At 71.7% G+C, this 14,044-nt stretch carries 11 protein-coding genes; 7 read left to right on the forward strand and 4 right to left on the reverse strand.

All coding sequences use genetic code 11. From position 1 onward, the window contains the following. On the reverse strand, nt 1–1,964 hold a 1,964-nt coding region (locus EAO76_RS21115; RefSeq protein ID WP_148837557.1), incomplete at its 3' end, for a SpoIIE family protein phosphatase. A 254-nt stretch (nt 1,965–2,218) separates the two neighbouring features. Here EAO76_RS21115 and EAO76_RS21120 point away from each other — a divergent pair. After that, entirely contained in the window at nt 2,219–3,586 is a 1,368-nt protein-coding gene (locus tag EAO76_RS21120) for an FAD-dependent oxidoreductase (RefSeq protein ID WP_148837514.1), read from the forward strand. A 165-nt stretch (nt 3,587–3,751) separates the two neighbouring features. On the opposite strand, the gene EAO76_RS21125 is transcribed toward EAO76_RS21120, so the two are convergent. Next, the gene (locus tag EAO76_RS21125) at nt 3,752–4,804 is read right to left on the reverse strand and encodes a chitinase (RefSeq protein WP_148837515.1); all 1,053 of its coding nucleotides are present in this window, start codon (nt 4,802–4,804) and stop codon (nt 3,752–3,754) included. A 388-nt stretch (nt 4,805–5,192) separates the two neighbouring features. Between EAO76_RS21125 and EAO76_RS21130 the strand changes: the two genes are divergently transcribed. The 6 genes from EAO76_RS21130 to EAO76_RS21155 all read left to right on the forward strand — a co-directional run bounded on the left by EAO76_RS21130 (nt 5,193) and on the right by EAO76_RS21155 (nt 11,815). After that, nucleotides 5,193–6,242 (forward strand): iron-siderophore ABC transporter substrate-binding protein, encoded by a 1,050-nt coding sequence (locus EAO76_RS21130; protein ID WP_148837516.1) that lies wholly within the window; start codon nt 5,193–5,195, stop codon nt 6,240–6,242. A 17-nt stretch (nt 6,243–6,259) separates the two neighbouring features. After that, entirely contained in the window at nt 6,260–7,297 is a 1,038-nt protein-coding gene (locus EAO76_RS21135; protein ID WP_148837517.1) for an iron ABC transporter permease, read from the forward strand. After that, complete coding sequence (locus EAO76_RS21140) at nt 7,294–8,358, forward strand: iron chelate uptake ABC transporter family permease subunit (protein WP_148837518.1); 1,065 nt, start codon at nt 7,294–7,296, stop codon at nt 8,356–8,358. The genes EAO76_RS21135 and EAO76_RS21140 overlap by 4 nt, the downstream gene beginning before the upstream one ends. A gap of 607 nt (nt 8,359–8,965) precedes the next feature. Continuing rightward, nucleotides 8,966–9,820, forward strand: a complete 855-nt coding sequence (locus tag EAO76_RS21145) for a YndJ family protein (protein WP_148837519.1) — start codon at nt 8,966–8,968, stop codon at nt 9,818–9,820. Further along, nucleotides 9,817–10,341 carry a DUF1990 family protein gene (locus EAO76_RS21150; RefSeq protein ID WP_148837520.1) on the forward strand — a complete coding sequence of 175 codons (525 nt, stop codon included), beginning with the start codon at nt 9,817–9,819 and terminating at the stop codon, nt 10,339–10,341. Before EAO76_RS21145 ends, EAO76_RS21150 begins: the two co-directional genes overlap by 4 nt. Before the next feature lie 37 nt (nt 10,342–10,378). Continuing rightward, a complete protein-coding gene (locus EAO76_RS21155; RefSeq protein ID WP_148837521.1) occupies nt 10,379–11,815 on the forward strand; it encodes a lipase maturation factor family protein in 1,437 nt (478 codons plus the stop codon). 108 nt (nt 11,816–11,923) lie between these two features. Here EAO76_RS21155 and EAO76_RS44700 read toward each other — a convergent pair whose 3' ends face one another. Both EAO76_RS44700 and EAO76_RS21160 read right to left on the reverse strand, forming a co-directional pair. After that, nucleotides 11,924–12,100 (reverse strand): hypothetical protein, encoded by a 177-nt coding sequence (locus EAO76_RS44700; protein WP_187438727.1) that lies wholly within the window; start codon nt 12,098–12,100, stop codon nt 11,924–11,926. A gap of 351 nt (nt 12,101–12,451) precedes the next feature. After that, nucleotides 12,452–13,936: an SDR family NAD(P)-dependent oxidoreductase gene (locus tag EAO76_RS21160; RefSeq protein WP_148837522.1), complete on the reverse strand. Its 1,485-nt coding sequence runs from the start codon at nt 13,934–13,936 to the stop codon at nt 12,452–12,454. Nucleotides 13,937–14,044: the final 108 nt, after the last annotated feature.

The raw sequence follows: 14,044 nt of genomic DNA on the forward strand, positions 1-14,044 counted from the left end.
CGCCCGGACACCCCGGCCTCCCCCGCGTCCCGGCGCCTGGGCAGCGCGCTGGACCGGTCCTCGACGTCGACCCGCAGGCGCCGCTCCGGCCCGGTGAGCACCCGGATCGTGACGATCGCCCCGCCGTCGGTGTGCATCAGCGCGTTGGTGATCAGCTCGTCGGCGGCCAGTTCGACCTCGTCGGCCCGCGCCTTGGCGCCCCAGGCCCGCACCGCGGCCCGGATCATGTGCCGCGCCGAGCTCAGCGCCTCCGGATCGCTCTGCGCGACGTGCTGCTGGAGCCGTCCGCCCGGCTGGGGCGCGTGGGCGGCCTTGCGGCGCAGCAGCAGCACCGCCACGTCGTCCTCGCCCCGGCGCTCGTCGACCTCCTCGCAGAGCCGGTCGGCCAGCTTCTGGAGGTCCTGCGGGCCGCTGCGCACCAGGGCGGTCAGCAGTTGCATGCCCTCGTCGAGGTCGGCGCCGGGCAGTTCCACGAGGCCGTCGGTGAACATCACCAGGGTCTGCCCGGGGTCCAGCTCCACCGTGCTCACCGGGTACTCCAGCCGTCCGAACTCGGCGGAGAGCCCCAGTGGCAGCCCGCCCTCCACGGGCAGCCGGCGACAGGAGCCGTCGCTCTCGCGCACCAGCGGGTCGACGTGGCCCGCCCGGACCAGCTGCACCACCCCGGTCGTCAGGTCGGCCTCGGCGTAGGTGCAGGTCGCGAAGCGGTCCGTGTCCAGCTCGTGGAGGAAGACGGAGGCGCGGGCCATCACCGTGGCGGGACTGTGCCCCTCGGCCGCGTAGGCGCGCAGCACGATGCGCAGCTGCCCCATGACGGCCGCGGCGTGGGTGTCGTGACCCTGCACGTCCCCGATGACGGCCCCGACCCGGCCACCGGGCAGCGGGATGACGTCGTACCAGTCGCCCCCGATGTCCCGGCCCAGCCGGGCCGAGCGGTACCGGACCGCGACCTGCGCGCCCGGCACGTCCGGGATGCGGCGCGGCAGCATGGCCTGCTGGAGGCCCTCGGCGAGATCGTGCTCCTGCTCGTAGAGCATGGCCCGCTGCAGGCTCTGCGCGATGGAGCTGCCGAGCGCGACCAGCAGGTTGCGCTCGTCGCCGGTGAACCCGTCCTTGTCGCTGTAGAGCAGGCCGAGCGCGCCGATGGGCCGGGCCTGGGCGATCAGCGGCAGATAGGCGGCGGAGGTGATGCCGAGGTGGTTGATGTGGGGCCACAGGATCGGGTACGAGGTGGCGAAGTCGGTGGCCGACTCGATGAAGCGCGGCGAGAGCGTGCGCACGACCTCGCTCATCGGGTACTGCTCGTCCGTCCGGGTGTAACGGGTGCCGGGCACGAACGAGTCCTCCGGCCCGTCGGCCACCAGGTGGATGCGCCCGGCCTCGATCAGCCCCATGACCAGGCTGGTCGCCCCGAGGTGCGCCAGTCCCTGGGAGTTCTTCAGCACGTCGATGACGTCCCGGACGGTGCGGGCGTGGGCCAGCGCGGCCGTGGTGCCGTCCACCAGGCTGGTGCGACGCCGGCGTTCCAGGTCCAGTTCGCGGCGGGCCGTGGAGTCGGCCAGTTCCTGCGTCGCGTCGCGGACGATGCCGATGATGCGCCTGGGGCGGCCGGTCCCGTCGCGCCGGATGAAGCCCTGGGTGTGGGTCCAGCGCAGACTGCCGTCGCGCCTGCGTAGCCTGAAGTACGCGCCGTAGTTGGTCTGCCCGCTCTTGAGGGCCTGCGAGACCATGGCGTCGAGCCGGACACCCTCGTCCGTCGGCACCCGGAGCCCGAGGGTCTCCGGCCGGTCGTCGTATTCCTCGGCCCGCAGGTCGAACACGTCGAGGGCGGGCCGGTCCATGTGCATCAGGCCACTGTCGAGGTCCCAGTCGAAGCTGCCCATACGGTTCAGGGCGAGGCTGAGATCCGGGTGGGCGGGCCAGTCGTCCGGGAGTGACAGGGCACCCGCTACCCGATCATCCATGTGGGTCACTCTGCCATCATTTGCCCGATTCTTCGAGCGAACTGCGCGCAGGAAGCCGAATCCGGCGGCTTCGAAACCGCTTCGCTCCGCAGCCGGGTGATCGATGTCACGAGACCGAATGTCTCGCAGAACGAACCGTCCCGGGGTGACGGACGGGTAACGGATACGGTGTGCGTGAAGCGCGGTAAGCCCAGCCTTACCTTTACCCCGCGCCTCACTGTCCGCATCAGCTCGTTCTAAGGACCAGCACCTCCATGACCCGCCCCGTCCGCGTCGCCATAGTCGGAGCCGGCCCCGCCGGCATCTACGCGGCGGACGCGCTGCTGAAATCCGAGGCCGCCCAGGACCCGGGTGTTTCGATCGACCTGTTCGAGCGGATGCCCGCCCCCTTCGGCCTGATCCGCTACGGAGTGGCCCCGGACCACCCCCGGATCAAGGGCATCGTCCAGGCGCTCCACCAGGTCCTCGACAAGCCGCAGCTGCGGCTCTTCGGCAATGTCGACTACCCCAACGACATCGGCCTGGACGACCTGCGGTCGTTCTACGACGCGGTGATCTTCTCCACCGGCGCCGACGCGGACCGCGCGCTCGACATCCCGGGCAACGACCTGGAGGGCTCCCACGGCGCCGCCGACTTCGTCTCCTGGTACGACGGCCACCCCGACGTGGCGCGCACCTGGCCCCTGGAGGCCGAGAAGGTCGCCGTGCTGGGCGTGGGCAACGTGGCCCTGGACGTGGCGCGCATCCTCGCCAAGACGGCGGACGAGCTGCTGCCCACCGAGATCCCCGCCAACGTCTACGAGGGCCTCAAGGCCAACAAGGCGCTGGAGGTGCACGTCTTCGGGCGCCGCGGCCCGGCGCAGGCCAAGTTCAGCCCGATGGAGCTGCGGGAGCTGGACCACTCGCCGAACATCGAGGTCATCGTCAACCCCGAGGACATCGACTACGACGCGGGCTCGATCGAGACCCGGCGGGGCAACAAGCAGGCCAACATGGTCGCCTCCACGCTGGAGAACTGGGCCATCCGCGACGTCGGCGACCGGCCGCACAAGCTGTTCCTGCACTTCTTCGAGTCCCCGATGGAGATCCTCGGCGAGGACGGCAGGGTCGTCGGCCTGCGCACCGAGCGGACCGAGCTGGACGGCACCGGCAACGTCAAGGGCACCGGCACCTTCACCGACTGGGACGTGCAGAGCGTCTACCGCGCGGTCGGCTACTACTCGCGCGAGCTGTCGAAGCTCCCGTTCGACGTGGTCTCCGGCACCGTCCCGCACGCCGCGGGACGGGTCGTGGACGGCGGGGAGCACATGCCCTCGGTGTACGTCACGGGCTGGATCAAGCGCGGTCCGGTCGGCCTCATCGGCCACACCAAGGGCGACGCCAACGAGACGGTGGCCTGCCTGCTGGAGGACCGGGCCGAGGGCCGGCTGCCCGCCCCCGTCCGGCCCGAGCCGGAGGCCGTCACCGCCTTCCTGGAGGAGCGCGGCGTCCGCTACACCACCCGTGAGGGCTGGCACCGCCTGGACGCGCACGAGCAGGCCCTGGGCGCGGAGCAGGGACGCGAGCGGATCAAGGTCGTGGAGCGCGAGGCCATGCTGGACGCCTCCGAGCCCCGCGACTGACCGCACGACGCCTCCGTGCGTCCGCCCGCCCCACCGGCGGGCGGACGCACGTACGCACAGGCCCGTCGGCGGGCGCGCGGACGGGCGGCCCCGCCCCCTTCGGCGAAGCCGCCCGTCCGCGCCCCTCCGCCCCCGGAGCACCGTCCCGGGGGCGGCTGCGTCGGCTCAGCGCCCCTGGAGCGACCTGACGTTGTCCCCGAAGGTCCAACCCTTCGAGCCGTCCCAGTTGAGCGACCAGGTCATCAGGCCCTTGAGGCTGTTGCCGTAGTGGTTCCATGCCTGCGAGACCTGACCCGTCGACATGTGGCCGCCGCCCGCGCCCGGCTGGGCCGGCAGCCCCGGCACCTGCTTGTCGTAGGGAACCTTGATCGTGGTGCCCTGGATGACGAGCCCCTTGTCCAGACAGTCCGTCTGCTTCGTGAAGCCCTCGACCGTGCCCGCGGAGTACGAGTCGCCGGAGCAGCCGTACATGCTGCCGTTGTAGTACTGCATGTTCAGCCACCACAGGCGGCCGTTGTCCGCGTACTTCTTCACGATGGGCAGGTACGCGCCCCAGATCGATCCGTACACGACGCTCCCGCCGGTGACGTAGGCCGTCTCCGGCGCCATCGTCAGGCCGAAGTTCGACGGCATCCGTTCGAGCACGCCGTCGATGATGCGGATCAGGTTGGCCTGCGAGGTCGACAGCTGGTTGATGTTGCCGCTGCCGGTCAGGCCGGTCTCGATGTCGATGTCGATGCCGTCGAAGTTGTACTTCTTGAGGATCGGCACGATCGTCTCGACGAACCGGTCGGCGACGGCGGTGGAGTTGAGGTCGATGCCGGCGGTCGCGCCGCCGATGGACATCAGGGTGGTGAGTCCGGACTCCTTCGCCCGGCACATCTCGGCCGGGGTCGGGACCTTCACGGTGGCGTCCATCCCGTCCTCCCACAGGACGGTGCCGTCCGACAGGATCACCGGGAAGGCCGCGTTGATCACGTTGTAGCCGTGCTGCGTGATCCGGCTGTCGGTGATCGGGATCCAACCGAGCGGCGGATGCACGCCGTTCGACGCGCCGTCCCAGTTCTCCCAGTACCCCTGGAGGACCTTGCCCGCGGGCTTCGACTTGACGGCACAGGTGTCGTCCTGCGCCGCACTCGGCGTCGCGCCCACCAACAGCTGTACGACACATGCCGCCGCGAGGCCGACCCCCAGCAGGCGCGATGTCCGTCCCAACATACCCAGTTCCCTTCCTGTCACCGCCGGACGGCACCGGGGCGGCACCCCCGGGAACGATCCGGCACGGGGCGCGCCGGGCACATGAAAGTCATGCCCCTGACAACGCTGTACGGATTCCTGCACCTCACGGTGCGCCACACGCTAAAGAGGTCCAGACCTTCCGTCAATAGGTCTGGACCAAAGAGGGCGCCCTTGAATCCCCCACCTCCACCCCGAGGCACTTCCGGGGGGCCGGTTGTCGCCACACAAAGGCTTAGCTTAGGCTTGCCTAACCCTTTGCGATCTGCATCGGACGTGCTCCGCGCGTTCCGGCTGCGACCGCCATGTCGGCGACCCCGCTCGCCGGCGCGGGGCCCCTTGCTCCATCCGCCAAACCTGAGGAACCTCCATGTCCCGGTTCACCCGCGCGCGTCGCCGGACGTTCGCCGCAACTGCCGCCGCCGCGGCCCTCGTTCTCGCCCTCGGTGGCTGCTCGTCGAGCGACGGGGACGAGAAGGACTCCGGCGCGTCCGGGAAGAGCGGCGGGGCCTTCCCCGTCTCCATCAAGAGCGCCCTCGGCACGGCCGAGATCAAGGAGCAGCCCGAACGGGTCGTCACCCTCGGCCAGGGCTCGGCCGAGACCGCCATCGCGCTCGGCCACACCCCGGTGGGCATCGAGAAGTACGAGTGGGGAAGCGACAAGACGGGCTACCTGCCCTGGGTCCACGAGGCGGTGAAGAAGTCCGGCGACAAGCTGCCGACCCAGTTCACGGGCGGCGAGGACATCGACTTCGAGGCGATCACCGAGCTGGAGCCGGACGTCATCCTCGCGCCGTGGTCCGGGATCACGCAGAAGGACTACGACATCCTCAAGGACATCGCCCCCACCGTCGCCTACCCGGACCTGCCGTGGAGCACGGACTGGGACCAGCAGATCGAGATCATCGCCAAGGCGCTGGGGAAGCCCGACGAGGCGAAGACCCTCACCTCGAAGATCGAGAAGCAGCTGGCCGACGCGGCGGCGACCCGGCCGAACTACAAGAAGCACACGTTCTCGTACATCTACAACACCGGCCCCGGCACCCTCGGGGTGTTCAAGCCCGATGAGCAGCGCGTCAAGATGGTCTCCTCGCTCGGCCTCACGGTCGACCCGGTGGTGAACACCTTCAAGGAGACCAAGGGCACCGACTCCGCGCTCATCGGCCTGGAGAACGCGGAGAAGCTGAAGGACAGCGACCTGGTCTTCACCTTCTACACGGACGACAAGTCCCGCAAGGAGATCGAGGCCCAGCCGCTGTACGCGGCGATCCCCGCGGTCAAGAGCGGCGCCGTGGTGGCCGGCAAGGACAACTCCTTCGTCACCGCCTCCTCGATCATCAACCCGCTCACCGTGCCGTGGGTGATCGACCGTTACCTGCCGCTGATCGACAAGGCCGTCGAGGCCGCCGACAAGGGCTGAGGCCGAACCCCGCACCCATGGCCGCCACCACGCACGCACCGCCGAGCGGTGCCGGTACCTCACGGACCGGCACCGCTCGGCGGGTGTTCTCCGTCCTGCTCGCGCTCGCCGTCCTCGCACTCGCCGTGCTCGCGAGCGTCATGTTCGGCAGCCGCACCACCTCGTTCGGCGACGTGCTGGACGTCCTGTCCGGCACCGCGGACCCGAATGTCACCACCATCGTCGAGAGCCGCTATCCGCGGACCGCGCTCGGTGTGCTGGCCGGTCTCTGCCTCGCCGTCGCGGGCACCCTCATGCAAGGGGTGTCCCGCAATCCGCTGGCCGACCCGGGCCTCCTCGGGATCAACGCGGGCGCGTCCGCGAGCATCGTCGCCGCGACGGCGTTCCTGGGGGCGTCGGGCAGCACGGAGACCATGTGGTGGGCACTGCCCGGCGCGTTGCTCGCGGGGCTGCTCGTCCACGCGATCGGCTCCGCGGGGTCGGGCGGCGGGCTCGTCCGGCTCGTGCTCGCCGGCGCGGTGCTCTCCGCCGTGCTCACCGCGTTCATCCAGGCGGTGACGCTGAGCCGGCCGCAGGTCTTCGACAGCTACCGGTACTGGGTCGTCGGGGCGCTCGGCGGACGGGACTTCGACGTCCTGTGGTCGGTCCTGCCGTTCGCGGTGGCCGGTCTGGTGACCGCCGCCGTGCTGGGCCCCGGCCTCAACGCGCTCGCGCTCGGCGACTCGACGGCGGCGTCCCTGGGGGCGAGCCCGGCACTGGTGCGGGCGGGCGGGCTGCTCGCGGCCACGCTGCTGAGCGCGGCGGCGACGGCGGCGGTCGGTCCGATCGCCTTCGTCGGCCTGGCCGTGCCGCACGTGGTGCGGGCCGTGGTCGGCGTCGACTTCCGCATGCAGATCCTTTTCTCGGCGCTGGTGGGTCCGGCGCTGCTGCTCCTCGCGGACGTCGTGGGCCGGGTGGTCATGCGCCCGCAGGAGCTGATGGTCGGTGTCGTGACCGCGTTCGTCGGGGCTCCCGCACTGCTCGTCGCCGTACGCAGGATGAGGGGCAACGCATGACGTCGCAACGGACCGCGATCCGCGCCGCATCGCCCAGGAAGGTGCTGAGGATCGGCGGGAGGGTGGCCCTGCCGGTCCGGCGGGTGTCGGTGCTGACCGGCCTCGTCCTGCTGGTGCTGCTCGTGGCGGGCGCCGTCGCCACGCTGTCGCTCGGGCGGCTCGGCATTCCGCTCGCCGATCTGCCCGGGGCGGTGACCGGCGGGGCCGAGGGCAAGGACGCGTTCGTCCTGGAGCGGCTGCGCGGTCCCCGGCTGACGGTGGCCGTGGGCACCGGTGCGGCGCTCGGGCTCTCCGGCGCCCTGTTCCAGTCCGTCACCCGCAACCCGCTCGGCAGCCCCGACGTGATCGGGCTGGCGTCCGGCGCCGGCGCGGGTGCCGCGATCTCCGCGCTGCTGTTCCCGGACACCGTTCCGGTGGCGCTCGGCGCGCTGCTCGGCGCCCTCCTCGCCATGGCCCTGGTCTACGTGTCGACCGGGACCGGATTCCGCAACCCGGCCCGGCTCGTCATCGCGGGCATCGGGGTCGCCGCGATCGGCACCGCGATCACCCAGTACGTCGTCTACGCCATGGAGCGCGACCGGGCCTCCGTCCTCAGCGCCTACGTCAACGGCAGCCTGTCGGCGCGGTCGTGGGAGGACGCCACCACGATCTGGCTGGTGCTGCTGGCCGTGGCGCCGCTCACCGCGCTGCTCTCGCGCCGGCTGGACATCGGGGAGATGGGCGACGACATCGCGGACGCGCTCGGTTCCGAGCCCCGTCGTACGAAGACGGCCGCCGTCGTGCTGGCGATCGTGCTCTCGGCGGCCGCCGTCAGCGTCGCCGGCCCCATCGCGTTCATCGCACTGACGGCCCCGCAGGTCGCCAAGCGGATCACCCGGGTCTCCGGCCCGCACCTGGCGCTCTCGGCCCTGACCGGCGCGCTGCTGCTGGTGCTCGCGGACCTGTGCGCCCAGCAGCTGCCGCTCTTCGACAACCTGCCCGTGGGCATCTACACGATGGCCATCGGCGGTGGCTACCTCGGCCATCTGCTGGTCCGGGAATGGCGCCGGGGAGCCCTGTGAGGTCCGGCGCCGGACGCCACGCGCCGCCCGGGCGGACGAAGCAGTCGTACGGCGCCGCGGACACTCCTCCGACGGCGCGCCGCGGGTCGCCCTCCCCCGCCGTCTGGTCCACCCCGCGCGCCTCCGGCACGTGCGTGGACCAGACGGAGAACCCGGTGTGGAAGTCGTGGCCGATGTCGCACGGGGTGCTGGTGAGCCCCCTGGCGTGCCGTTCCGCCACGACGATGTCGATCAGCCGGTGGGCCGGCCCGATCCTGTCGTAGCCCGCCCAGGCCCCGCCGCCCTGCCCGCCGTATCCGACCTCGACGACCTCGACGGTGTCGTCGGGGGCGCAGGTGATCACCAGCGGCGGCGTGGTGGCGCAGACGAAGGGGGCGCGGCCGAGGGGGCACGCGGCGGACCGATGCGTTCCTCGACCCGGCTCCGGTGGTCCCCGGTCATGACGGGGCCGCGCCGCGCCCGGGAAGGACCTCCATGGCGGCATCCTGCCATCGGCGCCGGGCCCGTCCCTCCCCACCCTTCCCCGACCCCCTTCTTGAACGCGTTCAAGAAAGCTCGTAGAGTCGGCGCCGAACAGAGTTGAACACGTTCAAATCAGGGGGCGGCCGTGTCGGTGCTGGTCAATTCGATCGTGATGCTGGGCATGCTGGTGGTGGTTCCCGCGGGGCTGCGGCTGATCGCCGCGCCCGAGCTGGACCGGATGCGGCGGTTGTGGCCGCTCTTCGCCGTCCCCGGCGCCGTCGCCCTGTGGCTGCCGCGCGGCACCGCCGCCACCGCACTGGCGGTCTGTTACGCGCTCGGGACCGTGCTCCTCGCGCTGCACGCCCCGCCCCGGCTGCTCCGCGGTCTCCGGGCGTCCGGGAGCCCTGCCGTGGCACCCGCCGAGATCGCCCTGCTCACCGCGCTGGTCACCCCGTCGATCGCCGCCGCCGCGCTGGTCGCCGAACGCTCGGGGCACGCGCTCTTCGGCTTCGGGCTCGACATCCTCGCGCTGACCGTGCCGCACTTCCACTTCGCCGGATTCGCCGCCGCGCTGGTCGCGGGGCTCGTCTGCGGGATCGCCGAAAGCCCCGCGGGCGGGTTCGCCGCGCTGAGCGTTCCGCTGGGCACCCTGCTCGTCCTGGTCGGCTACTTCATCGGGGACTGGGCCGAGCTGGCCGGCGCGGTCGTCCTGACCGCGGGGATGTGGGCCGTCGCCCTCCTCACCTGGCGGTCGGTCCGCACCGGGCAGCGGGACCGCACCACCCGGGTGCTGCTCGCCGTCTCGTCCGCCGTGCTCGCCGTCACCATGGTCCTCGCCCTGAGCTGGGCGCTCGGCGAGGCCACCGGAATCCCGCACCCCACACTGACCTGGATGGCCGCCACCCACGGCCTCGGCAACGCCCTGGGCTTCGCCCTCTGCTCGCTGCTCGCCTGGCAGCGGCTCCGCACCGGCACCGACCACGAAAGCAGGACCGCATGAGCACCCTCACCTACTCCGAGGTCGGCGCCACCCGGCTCGGCCCGCTCCCCGACGGGTACCACCACCTGCACCACCGGACCCGGGTCGGGCGCGGCCGGGCCGACTTCGAGGCGGCGGGCGCGGCGGTCACCGAATGGCGCATGCACCGCACCGGCGGGGCCCGGGTCCGCGCGTCGGCGGACCGCGCCGACGCCGGGGTCCGCGTCCGGATCTCGCTGGGCGTCGGCCCGCTCCGGTTCACCGCCCCCTGCCGGGTCGTCTGGGCCGCGTACGAGCAGGGCCGCATCGGGTTCGCCTACGGGACCGAGATCCGGCACCCGGAACGCGGCGAGGAGTCCTTCGTGGTGGAGCTGGCGGACGACGGGACGGTGTGGTTCACCGTCCTGGCGTTCAGCCGCCCGGCCGTCTGGTACACCCGGCTCGCGGGCCCGGTCGTCCCGGTGCTCCAGCGGTGCTACGCCCGGTGGCTGGGCACCGTGCTCCGCCGCGTCGTGGCCAAGGAGCGCGGCGGGCGGGACTGAGGGGCCGGAGCGGGGCGCCACCCCGATACTGGAAGTGATGGAGTGGTTCACCGCGGACGGGTACTGGCTCAGCCGGCTGGTCTTCCAGCGGGCTCTCGCCGGTGTGTACCTGTTCGCCTTCCTCACCGCCGCGCTCCAGTTCCGGGCCCTGATCGGGGAACGCGGCATGCTGCCGGTGCCCGACCTCCTGCGGCGCACGGACTGGCGCGAGGGCCCCGGCCTCTTCCGACTCCACTACTCCGACCGCTTCTTCGCCCTCGTCGCCTGGACCGGCTGCGCGCTCGCCGTCGCCCTGCTCGCGGGCGTGGACTCGTACGTCCCGCTCTGGGCGGCGATGCTGCTGTGGGCGCTGCCCTGGTTCCTCTACCTCTCGATCGTCCAGGTCGGTCAGACCTGGTACGGCTTCGGCTGGGAATCGCTGCTGCTGGAGACCGGCTTCCTCGCCGTCTTCCTCGGCAACGGGCCCACGTCCCCGCCGGTGCTGGTGCTGTGGCTGCTGCGCTGGGTGCTGTTCCGGGTGGAGTTCGGCGCCGGGCTGATCAAGATCCGGGGCGACGCGTGCTGGCGCAGGCTGACGTGCCTGTACTTCCATCACGAGACCCAGCCGATGCCGGGTCCGCTGAGCTGGTTCTTCCACCGGCTGCCGAAGCCCCTCCACCGGGCCGAGGTGGCGGCCAACCACGTCACCCAGCTCCTGGTTCCGGTGCTCCTGTTCACCCCGCAGCCGGTGGCGGGCGCCGCCGCCGGACTGATGATCGTCACCCAGCTGTGGCTGGTGCTCTCGGGGAACTTCGCCTGGCTGAACTGGCTGACCATCACCCTCGCCCTGTCCGCCGTCGACTGGTCCCCGTTCGTCCGGATGCCCGCGCAGTCCGCGCCGCCGCTCTGGTACGAGGTCGTCGTCATCGCGGTCACCGCGCTGGTCGTCCTCCTCAGCTACCGCCCGGCGCGCAACCTCGTCTCCCGCCGCCAGGTGATGAACCGCTCGTTCGACCCGCTGCACCTGGTCAACACCTACGGCGCCTTCGGCAGCATCAGCCGGGTCCGGCTGGAGGTGGTGGTCGAGGGCACGGACGAGCGGGTGCTCCACGACGGCACCCGCTGGCAGGAGTACGGCTTCCGCGGCAAGCCGGGCGATCCGCGCCGGATGCCCCGCCAGTTCGCCCCGTACCATCTGCGGCTCGACTGGCTGATGTGGTTCGCGGCGCTCTCCCCCGCGTACGCCCGGCCCTGGTTCGGCCCGTTCGTGGAGCGGCTGCTGGAGAACGACCGGGACACGCTGCGGCTGCTGCGCCACAACCCCTTCCCCGACGCCCCGCCCGTCCATGTCCGCGCCCGGGTGTACCGCTACCGGTACACCACCTGGCGCGAGCTGCGGGCCACCGGGCGCTGGTGGCACCGGACCCATGTGCGGGAGTTCATGCCCCCGGTCTCGCTCGGCCCCGCCCGGACCGGTCCGGGCCGGCGGTCCTGAGCCACGGGCGCGCCGCCCGGCGGGCCGGGACGCCCGGAACGGCCGAGCTCCGGTCCGCAGCGCGCGGACCGGAGCTCAGTCGTTCAAACGGAGATCCGTGGAGCGGTCTCAGTCGATGCCGGGCAGGATGTGCGGCTCGGCGAGGTCGTCCTCGTAGCCGGCCAGCCGGATCGGCGCGGACCTGGCCCAGACCTCGATGTTCCGGAGCTTCTCGGGCCTGCGGGCCCGCTCCCCGTGCCGGTCGGCGGATCGTTTCTCGTGCTTCGTCATTTCCGGTGTCGTCACCGCGCACTCCTTCGTGTCGCGTAGCCCCGGGCGTCGCCGACGTTCCGGCCTCATCACCGGGAGATCGGCCACTCATGGGGGCAGGGGCAAGAACAGTTCGGTCGCGGTGGCGCCGGGTACAGGGGGCGGGACGGCGACTTGGTTGACAAGCCTGTCCCAGGACAGTCGAGGAGAGTTTGTGGACTCCTCGATTACGTCCGTTCACATCAGAGTAACCAAATGAGCGCCACTGCGCTCGATGGAATGTGTGCTACTGGTCACTTTCGGCCACCTCGTACGCGAAAGACCCGGCCAGGAATGCCTCCCGGCCGGGTCCGCGGCAGCTCGCGCGTCACCGCGCCGCCGGACGGGCTACCACTTGCCCGGCGCGTAGTCCTTGAGGAAGCAGCCGTACAGCTCCTCGCCCGCCTCGCCGCGCACGATCGGGTCGTAGACGCGGGCGGCGCCGTCGACCAGGTCGAGCGGGGCGTGGAAACCCTCCTCGGCGAGACGGATCTTGTCGGGGTGCGGGCGCTCGTCGGTGATCCAGCCGGTGTCGACGGCCGTCATCAGGATGCGGTCCTTCTCGAACATCTCCTGGGCGCTGGTGCGGGTGAGCATGTTCAGCGCGGCCTTGGCCATGTTGGTGTGCGGGTGGCCCGCTCCCTTGTAGCCGCGGCCGAACACGCCCTCCATCGCGGAGACGTTGACCACGTAGGCACGCCCGGCCGCGGTCGCCGCCATCGCCGGGCGCAACCTGCTGATCAGGATGAACGGGGCGGTGGAGTTGCAGAGCTGGACCTCCAGCAGCTCGATCGGCCCGACCTCGTCGACGGTCTGGACCCAGCTGTTGGTGTGGTGCAGGTCGGGGACGAGACCGCCCGCGTCGATCGCCGTTCCGGCGGCGATCCGCTCCAGCGAGGCGGAGCCGGTGACCAGGGCCAGTTCGGTGACGTCCTGCGCGCTCAGGCCCTCCTTGCGGGCGGCCGGGAGCGCGGTGACCCGGTCGACGGTGCCGCTGCCGAAGGTGCCGATGACCTCCGACGCGGGCAGTTCGCCCGCCGGGAGCGGCGCGGACTCGGCGTTGACCAGCTCGCTGTACGCGTTCGCGGAGCGGCGCACGGTCTGCGCCGCGTTGTTGATCAGGATGTCCAGCGGGCCCTCGGCCGCCACCGAGTCGGCGAGCGCGACGACCTGGGCGGGGTCGCGCAGGTCGATGCCGACGACCTTCAGCCGGTGGATCCACTCCCCGCTGTCCGGCATCGCCTTGAAGCGGCGGATCGCGTCGTTGGGGAAGCGGGTGGTGATGGTGGTGTGCGCGCCGTCGCGCAGCAGCCGCAGCGCGATGTACATGCCGATCTTCGCCCGGCCGCCGGTCAGCAGCGCGCGCCGGCCCGTGAGGTCGGTCCGGGCGTCGCGGCGCGCGCGGTTCTCCTGCGCGCACGACTGGCACAGCTGGTGGTAGAACGCGTCCACCTCGACGTACCGGGTCTTGCAGATGTAGCAGGAGCGGGGGCGCTGGAGCACCCCGGCGATCTCGCCGCGGGTGGACGAGGACGGCAGGACGCCCTGGGTCTCGTCGTCGATCCGGTCGGCCGAGCCGGTCGCGGTGGCCTCGGTGACCGCCTTGTCGTGCGCGGTCTTGGCGGCGCGGCGCTCCTGGCGGCGGCGCTGCTTCACGGTCCGGTAGATCCCGGCGGTGGCGCGGCGCACGGCGATGGCGTCGGGGTGGTCGATCTCGATCGTGTCGAGCTCGTCGAGCACGCTCAGGCAGACGGCCAGCCGCTCCGGGTCGATGCCGGGACCGAACTCCCCGGTTCCGGGAGCGAGCTCCGGGCTGTCCTCTGTCACCGTCATCGCCGTTCCTCTGTCATCCGTCTCTCGTGGCGCCGACCGCCGTACCTGACCTGCTCTGCCGGGCCGAACGCCCCGGTCAAGTCTGCCATGCACCCGGCGCTGCTCCGT

The sequence above is a fragment of the Streptomyces sp. sk2.1 genome (assembly GCF_008120935.1).
Taxonomy (GTDB): Bacteria; Actinomycetota; Actinomycetes; order Streptomycetales; family Streptomycetaceae; genus Streptomyces.